Annotated in this window: 19 protein-coding genes and 1 tRNA gene; 7 read left to right on the forward strand and 13 right to left on the reverse strand. The window is 73.1% G+C overall.

Features of this window, described 5'->3' with window-relative positions; genetic code table 11:
• Window position 1 precedes the first annotated feature (1 nt).
• Together FZC61_RS09035 and FZC61_RS09040 are read right to left on the reverse strand one after the other, a co-directional pair.
• Entirely contained in the window at window positions 2–2,035 is a 2,034-nt protein-coding gene (locus FZC61_RS09035; protein ID WP_148613800.1) for a beta-propeller domain-containing protein, read from the reverse strand.
• Window positions 2,032–2,592, reverse strand: a complete 561-nt coding sequence (locus FZC61_RS09040; protein ID WP_148613801.1) for a SigE family RNA polymerase sigma factor — start codon at window positions 2,590–2,592, stop codon at window positions 2,032–2,034. The genes FZC61_RS09035 and FZC61_RS09040 overlap by 4 nt, the downstream gene beginning before the upstream one ends.
• Window positions 2,593–2,704: 112 nt before the next feature.
• Here FZC61_RS09040 and FZC61_RS09045 point away from each other — a divergent pair, with 112 nt between their 5' ends.
• Both FZC61_RS09045 and FZC61_RS09050 read left to right on the forward strand, forming a co-directional pair.
• Entirely contained in the window at window positions 2,705–3,895 is a 1,191-nt protein-coding gene (locus FZC61_RS09045; protein ID WP_148613802.1) for a saccharopine dehydrogenase family protein, read from the forward strand.
• A 341-nt stretch (window positions 3,896–4,236) separates the two neighbouring features.
• Window positions 4,237–4,653 carry a pyridoxamine 5'-phosphate oxidase family protein gene (locus FZC61_RS09050; protein ID WP_148613803.1) on the forward strand — a complete coding sequence of 139 codons (417 nt, stop codon included), beginning with the start codon at window positions 4,237–4,239 and terminating at the stop codon, window positions 4,651–4,653.
• Here the strand turns inward: FZC61_RS09050 and FZC61_RS09055 are convergent.
• Both FZC61_RS09055 and FZC61_RS09060 read right to left on the reverse strand, forming a co-directional pair.
• Window positions 4,617–5,441, reverse strand: coding sequence for a COG4705 family protein (locus tag FZC61_RS09055; protein ID WP_148613804.1), 825 nt, complete (start codon window positions 5,439–5,441; stop codon window positions 4,617–4,619). The two genes, FZC61_RS09050 and FZC61_RS09055, sit on opposite strands and share 37 nt — an antisense overlap.
• A gap of 69 nt (window positions 5,442–5,510) precedes the next feature.
• Complete coding sequence (locus tag FZC61_RS09060) at window positions 5,511–5,900, reverse strand: response regulator (protein ID WP_148613805.1); 390 nt, start codon at window positions 5,898–5,900, stop codon at window positions 5,511–5,513.
• 194 nt (window positions 5,901–6,094) lie between these two features.
• Between FZC61_RS09060 and FZC61_RS09065 the strand changes: the two genes are divergently transcribed.
• Window positions 6,095–8,200 carry an ATP-binding protein gene (locus FZC61_RS09065; RefSeq protein ID WP_148613806.1) on the forward strand — a complete coding sequence of 702 codons (2,106 nt, stop codon included), beginning with the start codon at window positions 6,095–6,097 and terminating at the stop codon, window positions 8,198–8,200.
• 10 nt (window positions 8,201–8,210) lie between these two features.
• Here the strand turns inward: FZC61_RS09065 and eda are convergent, their stop codons facing one another.
• The 3 genes from eda to zwf are packed head-to-tail and all read right to left on the reverse strand — an operon-like array spanning window position 8,211 to window position 12,229.
• A complete protein-coding gene (gene eda / locus FZC61_RS09070) occupies window positions 8,211–8,849 on the reverse strand; it encodes a bifunctional 4-hydroxy-2-oxoglutarate aldolase/2-dehydro-3-deoxy-phosphogluconate aldolase (RefSeq protein WP_246142612.1) in 639 nt (212 codons plus the stop codon).
• Window positions 8,836–10,722, reverse strand: coding sequence for a phosphogluconate dehydratase (gene edd / locus FZC61_RS09075; RefSeq protein ID WP_148613807.1), 1,887 nt, complete (start codon window positions 10,720–10,722; stop codon window positions 8,836–8,838). The genes eda and edd overlap by 14 nt, the downstream gene beginning before the upstream one ends.
• Window positions 10,715–12,229 carry a glucose-6-phosphate dehydrogenase gene (zwf, locus tag FZC61_RS09080; protein ID WP_246142613.1) on the reverse strand — a complete coding sequence of 505 codons (1,515 nt, stop codon included), beginning with the start codon at window positions 12,227–12,229 and terminating at the stop codon, window positions 10,715–10,717. The genes edd and zwf overlap by 8 nt, the downstream gene beginning before the upstream one ends.
• A gap of 92 nt (window positions 12,230–12,321) precedes the next feature.
• Here zwf and FZC61_RS09085 point away from each other — a divergent pair, with 92 nt between their 5' ends.
• Window positions 12,322–13,563 (forward strand): ROK family transcriptional regulator, encoded by a 1,242-nt coding sequence (locus FZC61_RS09085; RefSeq protein WP_148613808.1) that lies wholly within the window; start codon window positions 12,322–12,324, stop codon window positions 13,561–13,563.
• On the opposite strand, the gene FZC61_RS09090 is transcribed toward FZC61_RS09085, so the two are convergent.
• Window positions 13,550–15,058 (reverse strand): sensor histidine kinase, encoded by a 1,509-nt coding sequence (locus tag FZC61_RS09090; protein WP_170286039.1) that lies wholly within the window; start codon window positions 15,056–15,058, stop codon window positions 13,550–13,552. The genes FZC61_RS09085 and FZC61_RS09090 overlap by 14 nt on opposite strands.
• Window positions 15,059–15,255: 197 nt before the next feature.
• On the opposite strand from FZC61_RS09090, the gene FZC61_RS09095 reads away from it, so the two are divergent.
• Window positions 15,256–16,893 carry a methyl-accepting chemotaxis protein gene (locus tag FZC61_RS09095; RefSeq protein ID WP_148613810.1) on the forward strand — a complete coding sequence of 546 codons (1,638 nt, stop codon included), beginning with the start codon at window positions 15,256–15,258 and terminating at the stop codon, window positions 16,891–16,893.
• 48 nt (window positions 16,894–16,941) lie between these two features.
• On the opposite strand, the gene FZC61_RS23015 is transcribed toward FZC61_RS09095, so the two are convergent.
• Both FZC61_RS23015 and FZC61_RS09105 read right to left on the reverse strand, forming a co-directional pair.
• The gene (locus tag FZC61_RS23015; protein WP_170286040.1) at window positions 16,942–18,741 is read right to left on the reverse strand and encodes a SpoIVB peptidase S55 domain-containing protein; all 1,800 of its coding nucleotides are present in this window, start codon (window positions 18,739–18,741) and stop codon (window positions 16,942–16,944) included.
• 133 nt (window positions 18,742–18,874) lie between these two features.
• Window positions 18,875–18,950 (reverse strand) — tRNA-Arg (locus tag FZC61_RS09105).
• A gap of 138 nt (window positions 18,951–19,088) precedes the next feature.
• On the opposite strand from FZC61_RS09105, the gene FZC61_RS09110 reads away from it, so the two are divergent.
• Together FZC61_RS09110 and FZC61_RS09115 are read left to right on the forward strand one after the other, a co-directional pair.
• Complete coding sequence (locus FZC61_RS09110; RefSeq protein WP_148613811.1) at window positions 19,089–20,324, forward strand: LCP family protein; 1,236 nt, start codon at window positions 19,089–19,091, stop codon at window positions 20,322–20,324.
• On the forward strand, window positions 20,321–20,503 hold the full coding sequence (locus FZC61_RS09115; RefSeq protein ID WP_148613812.1) for a hypothetical protein: 183 nt from the start codon (window positions 20,321–20,323) through the stop codon (window positions 20,501–20,503). The genes FZC61_RS09110 and FZC61_RS09115 overlap by 4 nt, the downstream gene beginning before the upstream one ends.
• A 209-nt stretch (window positions 20,504–20,712) precedes the next feature.
• Here FZC61_RS09115 and FZC61_RS09120 read toward each other — a convergent pair whose 3' ends face one another.
• The 3 genes from FZC61_RS09120 to FZC61_RS09130 form a co-directional block, all read right to left on the reverse strand.
• Window positions 20,713–21,972: an HNH endonuclease signature motif containing protein gene (locus tag FZC61_RS09120; protein WP_148613813.1), complete on the reverse strand. Its 1,260-nt coding sequence runs from the start codon at window positions 21,970–21,972 to the stop codon at window positions 20,713–20,715.
• Between the two features lie 140 nt (window positions 21,973–22,112).
• Window positions 22,113–22,478, reverse strand: a complete 366-nt coding sequence (locus FZC61_RS09125) for an MscL family protein (protein ID WP_148613814.1) — start codon at window positions 22,476–22,478, stop codon at window positions 22,113–22,115.
• Window positions 22,479–22,528: 50 nt separating this feature from the next.
• A complete protein-coding gene (locus FZC61_RS09130) occupies window positions 22,529–23,164 on the reverse strand; it encodes an SAF domain-containing protein (protein WP_148613815.1) in 636 nt (211 codons plus the stop codon).
• Window positions 23,165–23,170 lie beyond the last annotated feature (6 nt).

Raw genomic sequence — 23,170 nt, forward strand, 5'->3', positions numbered from 1 at the left:
GTCAGTTTAGGTCGAAGAACTCCACGTCCTCGCCGGTCACCAGCGCCACCTTGCTCCCCGACACCGGCACCAGCCGCACCGCGTCGACGTCGCTGCCGAACTCCACGCGCGTCATCTCGTTGGTCATCCGCCCACCGCCGAGCTGGAGCCGCGACACGTAGCCGGCGCGGCCCTTGGCGATGACGGTGAGGACGATCCGCTGCTCCGGAAGCCAGGTGAACTGCCGGGGGTCGTCGCCGGCCTTGGCGTAGGTGCCGCGTCCGTACGACGTCACGTCGAGCCGGCGGGGGTCGGTCAGGTCGGTGACGTCGAAGAGCCCGGCCTGGGCGCCGGAGCGGCCGTCGGAGCCGACGCCGACGACCCGCATGGTGCCGAGCGGGTGCAGGTAGCTGGAGAACCCGGGGATCTTGAGCTCGCCGACCAGCCTCGGAGTGGCGGGGTCGGTGAGGTCGACGGCGTACAGCGGGTCGACCTGGCGGAAGGTGACGAGCAGGGCGAGGTCGTCGAACCAGCGCACCGCCTTGATCTCCTCGCCGACGCCGAGCCGGTCGACGCGGCCGACCTCGACCAGCTCGTCGCCGTCGGCGCGCAGGGTGACGATCGAGTTGGCGGCGTCGGTCTCCGACGACGGGCCGACCGCGACCCGCAGCACGCCGTCGTGCTCGTCCATCGACCACCGGTCGCGGACGTGGCCCTCGACCTCGCCGGCGCCGACGTAGGCCGCCGAGGTGCCGCCGAGGGTGAAGTCGTAGACGTGGGTCGTGCCGTCGGGGGCTTCGTACCCGCCGCGCGGGATCGTGCCGCCGAACACGTCGGTCGAGCCGCTGGCCGCGAGGTAGAGGTGGTCGGACGACTCGTAGGTCAGCGGGGCGTCGCCGGCCAGGCCGAGGGCGTCGGTCTCGCCGGGGGTGGCGGTGCCGAACCCCACGACCGCCATCGTCGCCAGCCCGAGCTCGGCGCGCGGGATCGCCACCCGGTCGCAGGTGAGCAGGTCGGTGGGCTCGCCACCGTCGACCGAGACGTGGGGGAGCCAGTCGTCGAGGGTGGTCCTCTCCACCGCACTCCGGTTGGTGCGCAGGGCGCCGGGCTCGTCGGGGTCGGCGAAGGCGAGGTCGGGCAGGCCCTTCGACAGCACCACCCGTACGTCGGGGCCGTGCTGGCGCGTCGCGACCAGGCTGGCGTCGTAGTCGACGGTGTGCTCGAGCGTCGGCGCCTCCGGGTCGTCGATGTCGATCGTGAGCACACGGGTCTGCGGGGAGGCCTGCGGGTAGCCGTAGACGTCGTAGCCCGGGGAGCGCGTGCCGTCGTCGCCGACCGCGACCACCGTCTGGCCCGACAGCAGGATCTCGCCGTCGTGGAAGTCGCCGAGGTCGAGGCGGCCGAGCTCGCGGACGGTGTCGCCGGAGACGTCGTACGTCGTCAGCTCGGCCTCGCGCAGCCGCACCAGGATCCGTCCGTCGGTCTTGACGCTGTCGGGCTCGTCGACCCCGGCCTCCTGGACGTTGGTGCCGGTGTCGGAGCCGTACGCGCCGGCCGTCTGCAAACCCTTTCCCGTAGTGAGCTGGGGGGCGTAGCCGCCGCGGGGCATGGCGCCGGACAAGTCCGTGAAGCGCTCGTTCGGGCCCCGCCTCAGCGTGGGGTTGTAGTAGAGGCCGTCGTAGTAGACCCGCCCGCCCCAGCCGTACTCGCTGACCAGGTCGAGCCCGCGGTCGACGTAGTGCTGGCGCAGCTCGTCGCACGACGCGGGCGCCTGCAGCTCGCCCTGGAACGCCGCCGGCGTGATCCCCGCCGCGCCACCCGGCGAGCCGCCCAGCGGCCCCTCCCCGGACGGCCCCGGCGACGACACCACCGTGCCGGCCACGAACGCCGCAGCGACGCCGCCCAGCACGGTGACCGCGGCCAGCGACCGCTTGAGCCGGGCCTCGGGGCGGCGCCGGCGCTCGGCGGCCGACGTACGGCGCGCCTCGCGCAGGATCGCGGCGACGGGGGCGGGCCCGACCGGCAGGTCGTCCCAGTGCTTCTCGAGGTCGGTCATGGGGTCGCTCCCTCAGTGGAGTCAGTGGAGTCGGTGGAGTCGGTGACGTCGGGCCGCAGGTCGGTGAGGTGGTCGTCGGCGGCGAGCTGGGCCAGCGAGCGCGAGAGCCGGCTCTTGACGGTGCCGGCCGGCACGCCGAGCACCTCGGCGGTCTGCTGCTCGCTGAGCCCGGTGAAGTAGCGCAGCACCACCACGTCGCGGTTGATCTTGGTCAGCCCGGCCAGGGCCCGGTGGACGGCGTCGGCGGTGTCGACGTCGGCCATCTCGTCGCGGCTCGCCGCGCCGCCGGGAGCGGGCTCGGGCAGCCGCTCGGACGGCCGCTCGCCCCACCAGCGTCGCCGCCTGCTGTCGCGCAGGCAGTTGAGCAGCATCCGGTAGACGTAGGCCGCCCGGTCGTCGGCGCCCACCACGCGAGGCCAGGCCGTGTAGCAGCGCACCAAGGTCGTCTGGGCCAGGTCCTCGGCCTCGTGCGGCGAGCAGCCGAGGAAGACCGCGGAGCGGACCAGCGTGCTCCACGACTCGCGCACGTAGGCCGCGTAGTCGGCGTCGTGGTCCATCGGGTCCTCTCGTCACGGATCGCACGGGTGCGTCCTGCCGTACGACGGGCCGCACCGTCTCGAAGGTTCCACCCGATCGCGTGGAGATGTGTGCGGATGCCACGATGAGCGCATGCCGAGCGACCAGCGCGACCTCGACCTCGTCCTCTTCGGTGCCACCGGGTTCACCGGGGGGCTCACCGCCGACTACCTCGCCGAGCACGGCCCCAGCGGCCTGAGGTGGGCGCTGGCCGGGCGCAACCGGGCCAAGCTCGAGGCGGTCCGCAGCCGGCTCGCTGCCGCGCACCCCGACCTCGGCGAGCTCGAGCTGGTCGTCGTCGACGCCGGCGACCAGGCCGCCCTGGCCGACGTCGTACGCCGGGCCAAGGTCGCCGTCACGACGGTCGGGCCCTACCAGCAGCTCGGCGGCCCGCTGGTCGCCGCGTGCGCCGAGACCGGCACCGACTACGTCGACCTGACCGGCGAGCCCGAGTTCGTCGACACCACCTACGTCGCCCAGCACGCCACGGCCGAGGCCAGCGGCGCCCGGATCGTGCACGCGTGCGGGTTCGACTCGATCCCGCACGACCTCGGCGCCTACTTCACCGTGCAGCAGCTGCAGGCCGGCGGCGCCCAGGGCGACCCGGTCACGATGCGCGGCGTGGTCCGCGCCGCGGGCACCGCCTCGGGCGGCACCTTCCACTCCGCGATGGGCGCGTTCTCCCGCGCCAAGCAGATGTCGGCGGCGGCCAAGGCCCGCCGCCGGGCGCAGGGCAAGCCCGCCGACGGCCGGTCCTCGCGCGCCGTGGCCGGCAAGCCCCACCGCGACAAGGTCCTCGGCTACTGGCTGCTGCCGCTGCCGACCCTCGACCCGCAGGTCATCGCCCGCAGCGGCGCCGCGCTGGCGGCGTACGGGCCCGACTTCCGCTACTCCCACTACGCCGGCACCAAGACGCTGCGCTACGCCGCCGGTGGCATGGCCGGGGTGTCGCTGATCGCGGTCGCCGCCCAGGTGCCGCCGGCCCGCAGCTTCCTGCTCGCGAAGGTGCCGCAGGGCCAGGGGCCCGACGAGGCCAAGCGCGCGAAGTCGTGGTTCACCGTCGACTTCGTCGCCGAGTCCGGCGGGCGGACGCTCCACACCCGGGTCAGCGGTGGCGACCCCGGCTACACCGAGACCGCCAAGATGCTCGCCGAGTCGGCGCTGTGCCTGGCCTTCGATGACAACCCGGTCACCGCCGGGTGCGTCACCACCGCCCAGGCGATGGGCGACAACCTGCTGGCCCGGCTGCGGGCCCAGGGCATCAGCTTCGAGGTCGTCGACTGACGGTGCGCCAGTGGCGCCCGCTGGCGCGCCGTCCCGACGGCGTGCCTCGCGCCCGGACCGTCCTGGCAGGGACGCCCCGGGCGCGAGGGAGGTCGAGGAGGCTCGTCGTCCGGGACTCCCTCCCTTGGATCCCCGGCCGCACCAGCAGCAGCGCGCTCCCTCCCTCGGGACGCTGCCGCCTCTGCCTCCTCGACACCCCCCATCATGTCGTGGCCGCCAGAGCGCTCAGCAGGGGCGCCGGTCACGCCGCGCCGGGACCTTGGTCCCCGTGGGGGCCGCGTACGCCGTGGGCGGGACCTTGGACCCTGGGACCCCCGCCCGGCGCCGTCCACGATGGCGCGATGAGGACCTTCAAGGACCCCACGGTGCTGGCCCGTGCCGAGTGCGATCGGCTGCTGCGCGCCGGCATCCTCGGCCGGATGGCCCTGACCACCCCGGGCGGCCCGGAGATCGTGCCCGTCCACTACCGGGTGTGGGGCGACGAGGTCGTGATCAGGACCCGGGCCCGCACCCTGCTGGCCCGCTGGGCCCACCAGGCGCAGGTCGCGTTCGAGGTCGACCTGGTCAGCCACGAGTGCTGGGCCGGCTGGAGCGTCGTGGCCCGCGGGGTGGCGGTCGTGACGCCCGACGACGTCGGCGGTGCCGGCGAGGAGACTGCCGCCCTCGTCCGGCTGCCCTGGACCTCGCTCTCGGGTCACCAGCTCGGGTGCGGCTGGGACGCTCAGGCCTCGATGCCGGTGCGCACCACGTCGCTCTGAGCCTCGCTCTGAGCCTCGCTCGGAACGACGGCAGCAGCAGCGACGCCGGTCTCGCGGTCGGCGTGCGTGGCGACGAGGTAGGCGACCAGCGCCGCGAAGAGCAGCAGGCCCACCGCGGTGACCGGTCCGGTTCCCCAGCCCACGCCGCCGTCGTGCCGCGACTTGCCGAGCCAGTCGGCCACCGAGGCGCCCAGCGGCCGCGTCATCACGTACGCCGCCCAGAAGGCGATCGTGGCGTCGAGCCCGAGCCGCCACAGGGCCAACGGCACCAGGATCAGCACGCCGAAGAGCAGGATCGACCACACGAACCCCAGGCCCGCGTCGATCGCGGCGGCGTCACCCAGGGCGGTGCCGAGACCGAAGGTGAGCAGGACGACGCCCCAGTAGAAGCGCTCGCGGCGCGCGGTGACGATCGAGTGCACCGACAGGGTGCCCTCGCTGCGCCGCCACCAGACCAGCAACCCGCAGAGCAGCACGAGGTAGACCAGCGAGTCGACCCAGTACGGCGTCCCGAGGGCGACGTGCGGGCCGTCGGCGACCATCGTGCCGAACAGGGCGACGCTGAGCACCGTCGTCCAGTACCGGGCCGGGTGGTAGGCGTCGGCCCGCAGCTGCAGCCACAGCGCCACCGCGAAGCCACCGATACCGACGACGGCCGCCAGCGGGATGCTGAGCGTGCCGAGGAAGTCGGCCCCGGTCTCGCCGATCCCGGTGGTGAGCAGCTTGACGACCCAGAGCAGCAGGAGGACGGCAGGCACCTTGGGTGCCGCGAAGGGAGTGGTGGGCATGGACGGGACCGTAGGCCCGGCTACCTGCCACGAGCCTGAGCGCCGGCCGGCCCCCCGCCACAGCAGGGCTCAGTCGCCGTCGACCGCTTCCTCGATGACGTCGGCCAGCTGCAGCGACAGCGTCTTCTCCAGGTAGAGGTGGGCGCCGGCGTCGAGGGCCTGCTGGGCCTGGGAGAGCTCCTGGAAGCCGGAGAGCACGATGATCTTGGCGTCCGGGGCCGCCGAGCGCAGGAGCGGGAGTGCCTCGAGGCCGTCCATCGTGGGCATGCCGAGGTCGAGCAGGACGACGTCGGGCTGCAGCTGGCGCACGGTCTCGATGCCGGAGCGGCCGTCACCCGCTGCGCCGATGACCCGGACGCGGGTCGACTGGGCCAGCTGGGCCTCGATGAGCTCGCGGATCTCGGCGCGGTCGTCGATCACCACGACCCCGATCTCTGCAGCGGGAAGCGTCTGCTTCATAGAACTCCCTCCACGCCTCAGTGTGACAGACGGCAAGGCCGGTGTGTCCTGATATGTCGTGACTTTCCTCAGGCTTCGGGCGTTACTGTGGACCCGGGTCCTCCCACCCCTGCCGGTCCCGCACCGACAGTCTGTGAGGTCAGTGTGGTGGTGCGCGACGTGTCCTCCCCGCCTCGCGAGCGAAGGGATGAGTTGTGTTGTCGACGTCGGGCCACGACGCTGCTGCTCACGTCGACCTCCTGCCCGTAGTGCGGACCGGTCCGCTGCCCCGGTTCGGTCTGTGGACCCTGACGTACGCCGTGGCCGCGCTGGTCGGTCGGGCGACGGTGCTCGAGCCGGGCGGGCTGAGCCTGGTGTGGCCCGCGGCCGGGGTGGCGTTCCTGTGGTTGCTGACACAGCCGACGCCCTCGTGGCGGCGCGCCTGCCTGGTCGTGATGGCGGTCGTGCTGGCTGCCGTGCTCGTCGCGACCGGCGCGTCCACCGAGCAGGTGGTGGTGCTGGTCGTGGCCAACGTCGTCCAGACCGTCGTCGCCGTGGTCCTGCTCGCCCGGTGGTGCGGCGGCGCGGTGCTGGGGGTGGGGGGCGACGCGAGCGTCCACGACCTCGGGCTCCTGGTCCGCGGCAGCCTCGCCGTCGCGATCGCCACGCTGCTCGGTGCGGCGATCGGCAGCGGCGGCCTGGCCCTGCTCGGCGCCGACCTGCGCGCAGCCAGCCTGGTGGACTGGTGGGGACGCAACCTGACCGGTGTCTTCCTCCTCGGAGTCGTGGGGCACCTCGTGTGGGAGGCGCTGTCCGAGCGGGCCCGCGGTCGTACGACCTGGCGCGAGTCGGTGCTCGGGACCCTCGGTGTCGGTGAGCTCGTCGTGCTGCTCGTCGCCTCGGTGGGGCTCTACGTCCTCGCCTTCGGGCAGCCCGACATGCCACTGGCCTTCGCAGTGGTGCCGCTGGGGGTCTGGTGCGCGTCCCGCTTCCCGACGCTGACCGCGGTGGCGCACACCTCGTTCTTCGGTGCGGCACTGATCAGGCTCACCCTCGCCGGGCGCGGGCCCTTCGGCTCGCTCGACACCCCGGAGACCGAGGTGCTGATGACCCAGGGGTTCCTCATGGTGCTGCTGCTGACGGTCCTCGCCGTGGCCACCGGTCGCGACGAGCGCACCCGCCTCATCGACGAGCTGCGCACGACCCAGACGACGCTGGCCGAGCGCGCCGAGCTGCTCGACGCGATGACCGAGGCCATGACGGAGGGGGTCGTCGTGACCGACGACGCCGGCCGCATCGTCCGGACCAACTCGGCGGCGCGCGACCTGCTGGGCAGCGACCCCGAGGGCGTCGCCGACCCGGCCAGCGCCTACGCCGTACGCCGGATGGACGGCTCGCCGTTGGCCCGCGACGACCTGCCGTCGCGGCGCGCATTGCGCGAGGGCGTGGTGGCGCCCCACGACCTGCAGGTCGAGAGCGCTGCGGGCGTACCGCGGGTGCTGTCGGTCACGGCCGCCGCCCTCACCGGGGGAGTGTCGCCTGCTCCGCGCGCCGGTGCCGTCGTGGTCTACCGCGACGTCACCGAGGACCGGCGGCGCAGCACCCGGCTCGCCGACTTCGCCGCCGTCGTCGCCCACGACCTGCGGACCCCGTTGCACGTCACGCACGGCTGGATCCAGCTCGCCGCAGCCAATCGCTCCGGCGACGACGGCCCCGGCGCGAAGGCGCTGGCACGCGCCAACGCCTCGTGCGAGCTGATGGAGTCGCTGATCGACGACCTGCTCGCGCAGGCCGTCGCCGAGGACGGCGCCATCCACGTCGTGCCCCTGGTGCTGGACGGCCCGGACGGACTGGTGGCCCGCCTCGCCACCGAGCTCCTGGCGCCCGGCGAGCAGGGTCAGGTCGTCGTCGAGGGCACGCTCCCCGAGGTCCTTGCCGATCCCGACATGGTCCGGCAGCTGCTGCTCAACCTGGTCACCAACGCCCTCAAGTACGTCGCCCCCGGCACGGTCCCCCGGGTGGTGCTCACCGGCCGCCGGGACGGTGAGCGGGTGCGAGTCGACGTGACCGACAACGGGGTCGGGATCCCGGAAGGGGAGCACGAGCACGTCTTCGAGCGGTTCCACCGCGCGCACACCCGCACCCCCGGGCTGGAGGGCGTGGGCGGCACCGGCCTGGGCTTGACGATCTGTCGCACGATCGCCGAGCGCCACGGCGGCACCCTGTGGTGCGAGCCCGCGGGGGGCACGGCGTCGGGAGGCGCCGCCGGGGGCACGGTCTTCCACCTCGACCTACCGGCGGCCGCACCCCGGTCGGGGTGAGACGCCGTCGTCAGCCGGCGAGCGCGGCCGCCTCGCGGGCCAGGCCGGCGATCGCGTCCCAGTCGCGGGCGGCGACCAGGTCACCCGGGGTGAGCCAGGACCCGCCGACGCAGCCGACGTTGGGCAGGGCGAGGTAGCGGGCGGCGTTGGCGGGGGTGATGCCCCCGGTGGGGCAGAAGCGCGCCGCCGGCACCGGCGCGGCCACCGACGACAGGAACGCCGCGCCGCCCGAGGCCTCGGCGGGGAAGAACTTCATCTCGGTGAGGCCGGTCTCGAGCACGGCCAGGGCCTCCGACACGGTCGCGACCCCCGGCAGGAACGGCAGCCCGGTGTCGGTCATCGCGGCGAGCAGCGTCGGCGTGGCGCCGGGGGACACCAGGAACCGGGCGCCCGCGTCGTGGGCCTCCTTGGCCTGGCCGGCCGACACGACGGTGCCCGCGCCGACCACGATCTCGGGCACCTCGGCCGCGATCGCGGCCAGGGCGTCGAGGGCGACCGGCGTACGCAGCGTCAGCTCGATCGCGGGCAGGCCGCCGGCGACGAGCGCCCGCGCCACGGGTACGGCGTCCTCGACGCGGTGCAGCACGACCACGGGCATCACCGGGACCAGGTCGAGCAGCGAGTCGGGCAGCAGGTCAGGCGTGGACAAGGGGCACCTCCGAGGGAGCGGCCGGGGCCGGGTGGGTGGGGAAGACGGACGCGCCGGCGTCGGCCGGGCCGACGGTGGCGCGGAAGGCGGCGAAGAGCTCGCGGCCGGTGCCGGCCCACTCGGGGCCCTCGGGTGCGCGACCGGTCGGCCGGCGCTGCTGGAGCGCGGCCGGGTCGACGGCGAGGTCGAGCACCCCGCGCTCGGCGTCGACGGTGATGACGTCGCCGTCCTGCACGCGTGAGAGCGGTCCGCCCACGGCGGCCTCGGGTGTCACGTGGATCGCGGCGGGCACCTTGCCGGAGGCGCCCGACATGCGGCCGTCGGTGACGATGGCGACGCGCTGGCCGCGGTCCTGGAGGACGCCGAGGGCGGGGGTGAGCTTGTGCAGCTCGGGCATCCCGTTGGCCGCCGGGCCCTGGTAGCGGATGACCGCGACCAGGTCGCGCCCGTCGAGCCGGCCCTCGCCGAAGGCGGTGAGGAGGGCGTCCTGGTCGTCGAAGACCATCGCGGGCGCGGTCACGACGCGGTGCTCGGGCGCCACCGCCGAGGTCTTGACGACGGCCACGCCCAGGGGCCCGCGCAGCAGCTTGAGGCCGCCGTCGGGGGCGAACGGTCCGGGTCCGCCTGCCGCGGGGCGCAGCACGTCGTGGTCGAGGCTGGCCTTGGGGCCCTCCTCCCACGTCAGGTCCTCGCCGCGCAGCACCGGCTCGCGGGTGTAGTGGTGCAGGCCGCGACCCATGATCGTCAGCACGTCGTCGTGCAGCAGCCCGTGGCGCAGCAGGGTCTGCACGAGGAAGGCGATCCCGCCGGCGGCGTGGAAGTGGTTGACGTCGGCGGAGCCGTTGGGATAGATCCGGCACAGCGAGGGCACCACGGCCGACAGGTCCGACAGGTCGTCCCAGGTGAGGTGGATGCCCGCGGCCCGGGCGATGGCGACCAGGTGCAGCGTGTGGTTGGTCGAGCCGCCGCTGGCCAGCAGCGCGACGCAGGCGTTGACGACGGCCTTCTCGTCGACGACCTCGCCGATCGGGGTCGGCTCGCCGCCCTGGCGGGTGATCGCGACGGCGCGGGCGGCGGCGGCGCGGGTGAGCGCCTCGCGCAGCGGGGTGCCGGGGTTGACGAAGGACGACCCCGGCAGGTGCAGGCCGAGCACCTCCATCAGCAGCTGGTTGGAGTTGGCGGTGCCGTAGAACGTGCACGTGCCGCGCGAGTGGTACGACGCCGCCTCGGCCTCGAGCAGCTCCTCGCGGCCGACCTTGCCCTCGGCGTGCAGCTGGCGCACCTTGGCCTTCTCGCTGTTGGGCAGCCCCGAGGCCATCGGCCCGGCCGGCACGAAGACGGTCGGCAGGTGGCCGAACGACAGCGCCCCGATCAGCAGCCCGGGCACGATCTTGTCGCAGACGCCGAGCATCAGGGCGCCGTCGAACATGTCGTGGCTCAGGGCGATCGCGGCCGACATCGCGATGACGTCGCGGCTGTAGAGGCTCAGCTGCATGCCGGCGCGGCCCTGGGTGATGCCGTCGCACATGGCCGGGACGCCGCCGGCGACCTGCGCCAGGCCCCCGGCCCTGGCGGCCGCGCGCTTGAGGACCGGCGGGTAGTCGGCGTACGGCTGGTGGGCGGAGAGCATGTCGTTGTAGCTGGTGACGATGGCCAGGTTGGGCTTGACCCGCCCGCGCAGGGCGAGCTTGTCGGGGGCGTCGGACGCGGCGAAGCCGTGGGCGAGGTTGGCGCAGCCGAGGTCGCCGCGCGCGGGTCCGGTGCTCGCCGCGGCGCGGATGCGGGCGAGGTACGCCGTACGGGTGGCGGCGCTGCGCTCGACGATGCGCTGCGTCACCGCGGCGACCACGGGGTGGGTCGGGGCCTCAGTCAAGGTCGGACTCCTGCCAGGTTCGGCCGTCGCGCTCGAGGAGCGTGGCGGCGGCGGTCGGCCCGCTGGTGCCGGCCGGGTAGCGCTTGGGACGGTCGGGGGTGACCGCCCAGCGCTGGAGGATCGGCTCGACCCACGTCCACGCGGCCTCGACCTCGTCGCGGCGCATGAACAGGGTCGGGTTGCCGCGGATGACGTCCATGAGCAGCCGCTCGTAGGCGTCGGGCATCCGGGCGTCGAAGGCCGCGGCGTAGCTGAGGTCGAGCGAGACCGGGCGCAGCCGGATGCCGCCGGGGCCGGGCTCCTTGGCCGTCATGTGCAGCCGCATGCCCTCGTCGGGCTGGACCTGGATGTGCAGCCGGTTGGCGGCGGGGCTGGGCTGGGTGCCCTCGTGGTGGGGGAACATCCGGTGCGGCGGCTCCTTGAAGACCACCACGATCTCGGAGATCTTGCGGTCCATCCGCTTGCCGGTGCGCAGGTAGAACGGGACGCCGGCCCAGCGCCAGTTCTGCACCTCGGCGCGGATCGCCACGAACGTCTCGGTGGCGCTGCCCGGACGCCCCAGCTCCTCGGTGTACGACGGCACGGCGACCCCGTCGACCAGGCCCTGGCCGTAGCGGCCGCGGACCGTGTCGCGGTCGACGTCGTCGGGGGTCATGGGCTTGAGGGCCTGGAGCACCTTGAGCTTCTCGTCGCGCACGGTCTCGCGCCCGACGTAGGTCGGCGGCTCCATCGCGACCAGGCACAGCAGCTGCAGCAGGTGGTTCTGCACCATGTCGCGCAGCGCGCCGGCGTGGTCGTAGTAGTCGCCGCGCTCGCCGACGCCGAGGGTCTCGGCGACGGTGATCTGCACGTGGTCGACCCACCGGGAGTTCCACAGCGGCTCGAGGAAGGTGTTGGCGAAGCGCGTGACCAGGAGGTTCTGCACGCTCTCCTTGCCGAGGTAGTGGTCGATGCGGAAGATCTGGGGCTCGGCGAACACCTGGCCGACGGCCTCGTTGATCGCGCGGGCGGAGGCGAGGTCGGCGCCGATCGGCTTCTCGAGCACCACGCGGGCGGTCGGGTCGACCACGCCGATCTCGTCGAGGCGGTGGCAGATCGGTCCGAAGAGGCCGGGGGCGACGGCGAGGTAGAAGACGCGCACGGCCTCCCTGTCCGCCGGGTGGGCGTCCTGCTTGAGCACGGCGTGCAGCAGGTGCCAGTCGGTGGCGTCGGCGGCGTCGAGGGTGAGGTGGTCGATGCGGGCCAGCAGCCGCTCGACCACCACCGGGTCGAGGTCGTCGCCGACGTGCTGCTCGAGGGCCTCGGTGACGACCGCGCGGTAGCCGGCGGCGTCGAGGGGGGAGCGGGAGACCCCGATGATCCGCGAGGTCGGGCGCAGCTGGTTCTCGGCGTCGCGGCGGTAGAGGGCCGGGAGGATCTTGCGCAGCGCGAGGTCGCCGGTCGCTCCTACGACGGTGATGTCGCAGACCGGCATGGCGCCGTGGAGCTCGGAGGTCGGAAGGGTCACCCGTGGAACGGTAGGGCCTAAGTACGTCGCCTACAAGCAGACTTACGCATTGAATGGACATAAGTGGCCGGGGTGCGGTCTAGGATCGGGGCGTGACCACCGCCGGCGACGTCCTCCAGCTGGTCCGTCGGGGCCAGGCCGACAGCCGCTCCGACCTCGTCCGGCTCACCGGGTTGTCCCGCACGGCGGTCAACGCCCGGCTCGCCGCGCTCGAGGACGCCGGCCTCGTGGTCGCCGGTGACGACCTCGCGTCCACCGGGGGGCGGCCCGCGGCCGCGCTGCGTCTCAACGCCGGCGCCGGCGTGGTCCTCGCCGCGGCCATCGGCCGCTCCCGGTGCCAGCTCGCCGTCTTCGACCTCGGCGGCGCCGAGCTCGCCGAGGCCTCGGTCGACCACGAGGTCGGCGCCCCGCCCGACGTCGTCATGCCCCGGGTCGCCGACCAGCTGGCCCGGCTCGTGGCCGGGCTCGGCACCGAGCTCGGCTCCGCCCGCCCGGTGCTCGGCACCGGCATCAGTCTGCCCGGCACCGTCGACCCGGTCCGCGGGGTCAGCATCGACTCACCCGCCATGGCCGGCTGGGATCGCGTCGACCTGGTCGCCTACCTCGAGTCCGGCCTCGCCGAGCAGGGGCCGGGCGCGACGTACGTCGCCAACGACGCCGACGTGCTGGCTCGCTCCGAGCGGCTGGGTCACGCCGCCGTCCACCGCGACCTGCTGGTCCTCAAGGCCTCCACCGGGCTCGGGCTCGGCATCCTCGCCGAGGGGCGGGTCGTCTCGGGCCACCTCGGCGCCGCCGGCGAGATCGGCCACACCAAGGTCGACGCGGCCGCCGGCCGTCCGTGCCGCTGCGGCGACGTCGGCTGTCTGGAGACCATCGCCGCCGGCTGGGCGCTGGTGGCCAGCCTGCAGGAGGCCGGCCACCCCGTCGGGCACGTGCGCGACCTGGCGGCCCTGGCCGTCGCCGGCGACGCCGAGGCCAAGCACCACCTGCGCGAGAGCGGACGCCGTCTCGGCGAGGTGCTCGCCGTCGCCATCAACATCCTCAACCCCGAGGCCGTCGTGATCGGCGGCGACATGGCCGCGGCCTTCGACGTCTACGCCGCCGGGGTCCGCGAGAGCGTCTACGCCCGCGCCTCGGCGCTGGCCACGCGCGACCTGCGCTTCCTGCCCTCGACCTACGGCGACCGGGCGGGCCTGGTCGGGTGCGCCTCGATGGCGCTCGACCGCGTGCTCAGCCCGGCGGCGGTCGACGCACGGCTGGCCACCGCCGGCCGGGTCGCGTCCGGACGCCTCACGACGGGCCCGGTCGCGACGGGCCGGGTCACGACGGGCTGACCGCCGCCTCGTCGCCGGCGATCTCGCGCACCGTCGGGATCGACAGCACGAAGGCGTGCGGCCGGTCGTCGCGGCGGGGTCGGTAGGTCAGGGTCGCGCCGTTGGCCCGGGCGAGCTGGGCGGCCATGTAGAGCCCGAACCCGGTGCCCCCCGCGGCCCGCTGGCGCAGCCCGGTGCGGGCGAAGCGCGTGAAGAGCGCGCCCGTCTCGCTCTCGGCGATGCCGGGTCCGGCGTCGCTGACCAGCACCTCGACGTGCCGGTCGGCGCCCTCACGGGCGGTGACGCACACGGGCTCGGCGCCGTAGCGGAAGGCGTTGGTGAGCAGGTTGCCGACGATCTGCTGCAGGTGGACCGGGTCGAAGGAGACACTGCGGGCGATGCCGGGGGCGAGGTCGACGAGCGGTCGACCGGGCAGGCCCGACTCCTGGGCGATCTCGTCGAGGGCGCGGGCGAGGTCGAGGTCCTGCGGTCGTGGGTCGATCCGGCCGCTGTCGACGGCCGCGAGGGCGAGGATGCGCTCGATCATCGCGCTGAGGCGCCCTGCCGCCGCCCGGGCCTTCGTGACGTAGCTGCGGCGATCGGCGTCCTCGAAGGTGCCCCAGTGCTGCTCGAGCAGCTCGAGGTAGCCGAAGATCGCGGTCATCGGGCTGCGGATGTCATGGCCGAGCATCGCGATGACGTCGGCGTTGAGCTCGTTGGCGCGGCGCAGCTCGGCGTTGACCCGCGCCAGGTCGAGTGCGGCGGCGTTGGCCTCGGTGACGTCCTGCATGGTCCCGTTGATCCGCGTGACCCGGCCCTGCGCGTCGACGACCGGGTTGCCCTGGCTCACGACCTCGATCTCACCCCCCGCCTCGGTGAGGACGCGGTAGCCGATGGCGTAGGGACGCCCCGTGCGCGTGGCCTGCTCGACGTTGGACAGCACGCGATCTCGGTCGTCGGGGTGGACGAGCACGGCCTTGGCGGGCAGCGTCAACGTTCCGGTCTCCTCGGGGTCGAGACCGACGAGCCGGTACAGGTTGCGACTCCAGGTGACCACGCCCGTCGCGACGTCGAGCTCCCAGCTGCCCAGCTTGGCCAGGGCCTGCGCCTCGTCCATCGCGCGTTGGGCCTTGACGCGCGGGGTCACGTCGGTGACCAGGACGAAGAAGCCGTGCACCTCTCCGCCGATGACGTCGGGGACGTAGGAGGCCTGGGTGTGCCGCGTGTGGCCGGCCTGGTCGACCAGGGTCCGGTCGAAGAGCTGCTCTTGGCCGGCCAGCGCCCCGGTGATGAAGGGCAGGTTCTTGGCGTAGACCTCCGTGCCGAGGACCTCGCTGATGTGCATGCCCCGCATCCGCTCCGGCTCGAGGCCGAAGAACTCCACGTAGGCGTGGTTGGCCACCACGTTGCGCCCGTCGACGTCCCAGTAGGCGATCAGCGCGGGCAGCTGGTCGACCAGCGTGCGCAGCAGGCGGACGTCCTGGCGGTCGCGCTCGGCGAACGGTGAGTGGATCACGTTCTCCATCGCCCACCTCACCTCTTGCTACCTCCTGATCATGGCAGAACCCACCAGCCCCATCGGCCGTTCGCGGCGACTCCTGAGGCGACCGGCGTGGGTTCCTCCGCGCAGCGGTCCTCCTCAGGTCGCCGCGCCGCTGACCGATCCCACTGACGCACCCCGCGCGTCCCCTGCTGCCCCGATGAGGTCCCACGATGGCAACTGCAGCTCTCCACACGCTCCCGACGGCGCCCACGGCATCCCTCGTGGGCCTGCGCGGCTGGCTCGCCGACCGCTCGGTCCGCAGCCGGGTCCTGGCCATGGTCGCGGTGTCGTCGGTGGTGGTCGCCGTGCTCGCGATCGTCGCCGTGACCGCCCTGCGCGACGCCTCGGCGCGCGGCGAGGTCCTCCTCGAGGCCAACGACGCCACCGGCTCCGCCCTGCAGGCCGACATGATGCACGACGCCATCCGCGGCGACGTCCTCGAGACCCTGCGGTCCGGCGCGCAGCCCGAGCAGCGGGCGGCGGCCGCAGCGGCGTTCGAGGAGCACGCGACGTCGCTGCTCGACCAGCTGCGCGCCGTGGCCGACTCGGGGCTGGGGTCCGAGGTGTCGACCGCGGTGCAGGAGGTGATGCCGGTCGCGCAGGCCTACGTCGACGACGCCCGGACGCGCATCCGGCTCGCGCTCGACTCGCCCGAGTCCGCCCAACCGGGCTACGCCGAGTTCCTGAGCAGCTTCGAGGCGCTGGAGACCAGCCTGCCGAAGATGAGCGAGGTGGTCGACGCACGGGCTGAGGAGGCGCAGAGCGGGCTCTCCGGGCTCCACGTCTCCCAGACGGTCCTCGTCGTCGCGGGCCTCGCCGGCGCACTGCTCGTCGGGCTGATCGGCATGGTGCTCGTGCGCTCGATCCTGCGGCCCCTGCAGCGGGTCGGCGCGGTGCTGGCCGGCCTGGCCCAGGGCGACCTCACCGGCCACGCCGACGTCAGCAGCGCCGACGAGATGGGACAGATGGCCGGGGCGCTCGACGGTGCCACGGCCCGCCTCAACCAGACCGTCGCCTCGATCGCCCAGAGCGCCTACGCCCTGACCACGGCCGCCGAGGAGCTGGGGGCCGTCGCGGTCGACGTGTCGATGTCGGCCGAGGAGTCCGCCGCCCGGGCGCAGAGCATGACCGTGACCGCCGAGGACGTCTCCGGCCACCTGCAGGCGGTGGCCGCGGGCAGCGAGGAGATGACCGCGTCGATCCGGGAGATCTCGATGAACGCGACGCGTGCGGCGGCCGTCGCCACCAGCGCCGTCGAGATGGCCGAGACCACGACCGCGCTGGTCGCCCGGCTCGGGACGTCGTCGGCCGAGATCGGCAGCGTCATCGAGGTGATCACCTCCATCGCCGCCCAGACCAACCTCTTGGCCCTCAACGCCACGATCGAGGCCGCCCGGGCCGGCGAGTCGGGCAAGGGCTTCGCCGTCGTGGCCAACGAGGTCAAGGAGTTGGCGGCCGAGACGGGCAAGGCCACCAAGACCATCGCCAGCCGGGTCGCGGTGATCCAGACCGACACCGAGGCGGCGGTCCGGGCGATCTCGGAGATCTCGGGGATCATCCTGCAGATCAACGACGCCCAGACCACGATCGCCGCCGCGGTCGAGGAGCAGACCGCCGCCAGCTCCGACATCTCCCGCAGCGTGACCTACGCCGCCGAGGGCGGTCGCAGCATCGCCGAGGCGGTGACCCACGTCGCCGACCTGGCCTCGCGCACGACGGCCAGCTCGAGGACGACCCAGCACTCGGCCGAGGCGCTCGGCGGGATGGCGGTCACGCTCAACCAGCTCGTCGACCAGTTCACCTACTGAGCTCCCAGGGCAGCGGGCTGCCCCAGGAGCTCAGCCGTGGTCAACCGGTCAGCGGACGACCAGGGTCAGTCGGCGGCTGCCCTCGACCACGTGGGCCACGGGGGCCGGGGTGACCGTCTGCACGAACGAGTAGGGCTTGCGGGGCCGGCGGGACTGGCCGCGGAAGAAGAACTCGTCCTCGGAGCCGTAGCCCTCCTGGACCCGGTTGGGCGTGCCGAGCTGGACCCGGACCTGGTCGTGGCGCTGCTGGGCGGCCAGGGACGTGCGCAGTGCGTCCACGCTGTCGGAGGCCGACTCGTAGTAGAGGTCGTTGCCGCCCTGGACGACGAGTGCGAGCGCGCCCTGGGCGCGCCGGCGGATCGTGATCGGGTCGAGGGTGACGTACTGGCGCCCGGCCGAGCCGCCGAGCACGACCCGCAGCCGCACGGTGCGACCCTGGCGCCCGACCGCCGGGGCCTTCTTGGTGATGCGGGCCCACGAGCCGCCGCGCAGCTGCTCCATCCCGACCACGGTGTGGGTCGTGAGGTCGTCGTCGACGTCGGCGGCCGCGGTCACCGAGCCGATCGTGACGCCCTCGAGGCTGTTGAGGATCTCCACGACGCCGGCGACGCTGAAGGAGGGCTCCTCCAGCAGGTAACGACCGCTCCAGCGGTCGGTGTAGGACAGCGAGAACGGCTCGCCCTGGTCGGTGCCGGTGATGGTCCAGGTCAGCAGCTCGGAGCCCGTCGCGGGCCCGTCGAGGACGCGGTCCTGGTTGGCGATCATCTGGTAGAACGTCACCTCGCCGGCGAAGTCCTGGACCAGGACGTCGGAGGTGCCGGTGCGTGCCCGGCCGTCGTAGGTGACGTCGGAGGTGATCGTGGCGGCCTCGGGCAGGGTGCCGAAGCCGCCGGTGATGCCGGTCAGGCGGTCGTCGGTGATGGTGCCGACGGGCGGGGCGATGTTGGCGACCTTGAACGGCGACCCGAGCGAGTCGGGCTGGATGTAGACCGCGTCGGCCGGGTGCAGGCCCAGGGTGGTCGAGCCCAGGTAGGCCAGCGGGTGGCCGAAGCCGACGACGCGGCCGTCGCACACCGAGGTGGCGGTGCCGACCCCGGCCATCGTGATGTCGCCGTACGAGACCGAGGCGGCGATGTTGCCGCCGGCGACCACGGTCTCGGCGCCGGCCGCCGCCGCGGTCGCGCGGCCCAGGACGTAGCTGCTCTTCTCGACGAAGTCGGGGCCGTGGTTCTGCAGCTGTGCGAGGCGACGCGCGGTGATGCCGGTGACGCCCATCGGCATCGGCAGCTCGCGCAGGCCCTGCTCGGCCTGGGCGGTGGTGATGCCCGCGCGCGCGGCGACGGTGCGGGCGTCGGCGCCGCTCAGCGGCACGGTGCGCGGGACGGGCGCGGCCGCGAGGTAGTCGTCCATCTCGGCGAACGGCGTCACGCCGGCGATGGGGGATGGGCCGTAGGACAGGCCATAGGCCACGGCACCGATCAGGCGGCCGTCGGCGGCGTAGACCGGCGAGCCGGACATGCCCTGCCACACGCCGCCGGTGTTGGTGAACTCCGGCATGTCGAGGTCGACCATGATCATGTCGACGCCGGGCGCGATGCCGTCGGCCAGGACCCCGAGCACGTCCCCGGTGAAGCCCGTCGGCGTGGTGCCGCTGACGACGGTCAGCCCGTCGACCTCGTCACCGACCGCGACCTCGTCGACGGGGAACGGCGCGGTGCAGTCGGCGGCCGGGACCGCCGACTGGGCCGGGCCGGCCAGGACGGTGCCGCCCAGAGCCGGCAGCCCCAGGGCCAGCGTGGCCGCCGTGGCCAGCGACGCCACCCGGCGTCGACGGGGGGTGAATGACATGGTGGAACCTCCGAGGTGAGAAGCGCCACAGCGTGGCGCGGAGTCGAAGCGTAAGCGCCGAAGGCGGCGACGCAACCCTGAGACACCGATTGCTGCCGTTCGGTTGCCGATCGGTGACGTCGTTCGGAGGATCTGGTGCCCCAGGCAGGAGTCGAACCTGCGACCTTTCGCTTAGGAGGCGGCTGCTCTATCCGCTGAGCTACTGGGGCGAGCGGACCTGGAGGCCCGGCGTCGTGAGGTTACCGGGTCCGACGGTCTCGGACGGAGCCGATACCAGGTGGTCCCGGTTTGGCTACCTGCGGCGCGCCGGTCGACAATGGGGCTCCCTCCTCCAACTCAAGGTGACCATGTCCGACGCTCCCGACACGACCGACGCCATCAGCAGCGACGACTCCTCTGTCTCGCGACGGGCCACCGCCGTTCCCAAGCGTCGCGGTCGCAGCAAGAAGCGGCACCGGCTGCTCGTCGTGCTGCTGGCGGCGGCGACGGTGATCGTGCTGGTGATCGGGCTGGGCTCGGTCTACTTCCTGCGTCACCTCGACGACAACGTCGACTACCAGAGCTATGACAACCAGCTGGTCAACCGGCCCGACAAGGTCGACGTCGCGACCGGGCCGCAGGAGCCGCTCAACATCCTGGTGATGGGCTCCGACACCCGTGACGGTGCGGGCAACAACATTGACGGCCTGACCGGTGACGGCGAGCGGTCCGACACGACGATCCTGTTCCACCTGTCGGCCGACCGCACCTTCGCCTACGGCGTGAGCATCCCGCGCGACTCGCTCGTCGACCGTCCCGAGTGCGTCAAGGCCGACGGCGAGAAGATCCCCGCCGAGGACGACGTGATGTGGAACGAGGCCTTCGCCGTCGGTGGACCGGCCTGCACCATGCAGCAGTTCGAACAGCTCACCGGCGTGCGTCTCGACAACTACGTCAAGGTCGACTTCAACGGTTTCCGCGACATGGTCGACGCCATCGACGGCGTCAAGGTCTGCATCCCCGAGGAGATCTCCGACCCCGCCCACGGCATCGACATCCCCGCCGGCACCCGCGAGCTCGCCGGCAAGGAGGCGCTCAACTACGTGCGCGCCCGCTACACGCTCGGCGACGGCTCCGACATCGGTCGGATCAAGCGGCAGCAGGCGTTCCTGGCCGCCATGGCCAACAAGGTCGTCTCCAAGGGCATGCTGACCCGCGTCGACCGACTGCTCGGCTTCCTCGACGCCGCCACCCGCTCGCTGCAGACCGACTTCTCGTCGGTGCGCGAGATGGAGAGCGTCGGCTCGTCGTTCCGCTCGATCGGGCTCGACAACATCAAGTTCGTCACCGTGCCCTGGCAGTACTCGCCCGAGGACCCCAACCGCGTCGAGTGGTTGCCTGAGGCCGACGAGCTGTGGCGCAAGGTCAAGCTCGACAAGCCCCTGTCGGGCAAGGTCTCCAGCGGCGTCATCACCGCTGGCGACGACGTCGACGGCGGCGCGAGTGGTCCCGCCGGCGGGTCGGGTCAGGCCGGCAACGGGGGCAAGCCGGTCAAGGGCGCCGTCACGGCCGAGGAGCGCGCGTCGGCCGGTCTGTGCGCATGAGCGACCAGCCCGCCCCCACCCCGGCCGAGACCCCGGAGCAGCGCAAGCGCCGCCTCGCGGCGGTCTTCGGCGACGTGCTCCCCGACACGACCTCCGACGAGCGCGACCCCGAGACCCCCGACGCCGGGTCGGCGTCCGAGGCCTGGCTCAAGGCGCAGGTGCCCCCGCACCACGGCTGAGGTCGAGTAGGTCGCTCGTGACCGTCTTGAAACTGCTGTCACCCGCGCTGCTGGCTCGACTCCACGGTGGTCGAGGTGTGAGGCCGCCCGCGGCCGAGCCCCGAGACCGCAGTCACCGGCGCTGCCGGCTCGACCGGAGGGTGGGGTGAGGACCGCTGGGCGTGCCGGTGACCCCGCTGTGGTGGTGCTGGGCGGGGTCGGTGGGGCGGTCAGGGTCGTCGGCGTGGTGGGCGGAGTGGTGGGGGCCTTCGGTCGACGAGGTAGGTCGCGCCGGTGGGGCTGGTCCAGTGGTAGAGCCCGGGTCGCAGCATCACGTAGCGCCACCGGGAGTGGGTCTTGGCGCGGTGGTGGCGGCGGCAGAGCATGGCGAGGTTGTGCGCTGACGTCGGCCCACCGGCTGAGAACGGGACGATGTGGTCGAGGTCGACGCGGCGCCTGGTGCAGCCGGGGAACACGCAGGTGTGGTCCCTGAGTCGTACGAGCTCACGGATGGCGTCGGTGGGCTCGTAGGCCTCGGTGACCGGGTCTGTGGCGAGGTCGACGACGGGTTTGACGGTGACCTTGGTGCCGGCTTGTTGGCACCAGGCGCGGATCTGCTGGATGAGGACCGGGGACCAGGTGTTGTCCAGGAACCCGGGCAGGTCGGGGTGCTCGGCATCCACGTGGGCGTAGAGCGTGATCCCACGACCAGTGCCACCGGTGAACTCACCGGTGAGCAGGTCGAGGGCGAGCTGGTGGCGGCCCATCTCCCCCAGGGCCTGGGAGCGGCGGACGTCCAGGGTCTCGGTGGACCCGAGGTCGGCCAGCGCCTGGGCCCCGTTCTTGAGCGCGGCTTCGAGGTCGATCGCGTCGGCCAAGTCGAGGGTGGCGGTCATCTCCACGGTCCCCGCCGTGTTGGCGTGACCGAGGTGGACGTCGGCGTGACGGTTCTCGGCGGCCTTCTTGCGGCGGCGTTCGGCTTCGTCGGGGTCGTGCTTGGCCCTCGCGGCGTCGACGGCCCGGTCGACCTGCGCCCAGGAGCAGGTGTGCAGGAACGGGGCGATGTCCTTGTCCACGTCAGTGGCACCAACCGCAGGCAGGGACATCGTGTGTTCGGCGACGCGGAACGCCTTCCACACCGGCACCTCGAGCCGCACGACCCGGGCGTACAGGCGAGGCAACCGGTAGCGCAGCTCCAACGCCTTGCCGAGGTAGGCCAGGCCACCGTCGGTGGACATCCCGAGTGACAGGGCGAGGTCGAGGGCGGCGTACTCGCCGATCACCGGGCACCCGGGACCACCGAGGTGCAGGGCCGGTTCTTCCATCGGGTCCAACAACGCTGCGGTCTCAGCAGGGTCGGCCGTGTTGACCATCGCCCAGTCCAGGACCGCGTTGAGGGTCTGGACCTGGACGCGGGAGTCCTCGTCGCGGCTCGCGCGCACGGACTCGAGCAGCGGGTCGCTGCTGCGGGTCCGGGTGCGGGTGCTCATGGCTAAATTCTACGCCTGGTTGTGCATATTCGAAAGCGTGAGCGATGAGTTTTGGGGTCGGTGTGGCCGGGTGGGTCTCGTGACGGTCGCTAGCGCGACCTCCTCGACCACCGTGCGTCGAGGAGGTCGTTGGCGTCGGGTCAGTCCTTGGTGAGGCCGCCGGGTGCGCTGCTGGCCAGGGAGTCGCGGATCTGGCGCAGGAGCTCGATGTCCTCGGGGGTGCCCGGGGGCGGGCTGGGGAAGAAGCGCTCCTTGGCCTTGACGTAGGGCGTCACGACGAGGAAGTAGACGACCGCCGCGAGGATCACGAACGAGACCACCGCGTTGAGGAAGGCGCCGAAGGAGTTGGGGAGGTTGGAGAAGACGCTCGACGCCGAGTCGGGCATCTGCGCGGTCAGCCAGGCGGTGAAGGTGGTGACGACGGTGCCGAAAGCGGTGCCGATGATGACCGCGACGGCGAGGTCGATGAGGTTGCCGCGGAAGAGGAAGTTCTTGAACCCGGCCATCGGGTGCTCCTTAGTCGTCCGAGTGGTGAGCAGAGGGGGGCGGCAGAACGTTAGCGGCTCGACCAGGCGAAGGTCATCACCGACCGTGACGCGGCGTCGGCGAGAGGTCCGATCTCGTCGTCAGCCACCCCCAGGACCACGAGCCGCCCAGGCAGGCCGGTCGGTCCGGTCGTCTCGTCGGCGGTCGGGATCGCCAGCACCAGAGCCGCGTCGGCTACGGCCTCGGTCTCGCCGACCTGCGGGTCCGTGGCCACCACGTCGATCAGGTCGCCGACCCGGAGCAGGCCCACGGCACCGGCGTCGGGCAGGCGCACTGGTACGGCGCGCAGGTCGGGCCGGTCGCCGGTCATCGCGGGGCCGACCAGGGCGACGTCGGTGACCGGCTGCCCGCGCGTCAGCGGGGCCGCGAGGACGCGCCCGGTCGCCGCGGGCGTGAGGCCGGCCGGCGCCGTACCGGGGGAGAACGCGACCGTGGTCAGGTCGTCGGGGCCGAGCACCTCGCCGGCCGGGAGGTCGCGCGCGGCGACCACGACCGGGACCGAGGCGGGCGGTGCCTGGGACGTCGCGGCCAGGGTCGCGGCGACCGCGACCGCGGTGAGCAGCGCGGCCAGCGACCGACGGCGGCGCAGCACACGTCTGCGCAGGTCACCGAGCAGCGCGGTCGGACGGCTCAGGTCGACAGGCATGCCCCG

The organism is Nocardioides rubriscoriae (assembly GCF_008087085.1).
Classification (GTDB): Bacteria; Actinomycetota; Actinomycetes; order Propionibacteriales; family Nocardioidaceae; genus Nocardioides; species Nocardioides rubriscoriae.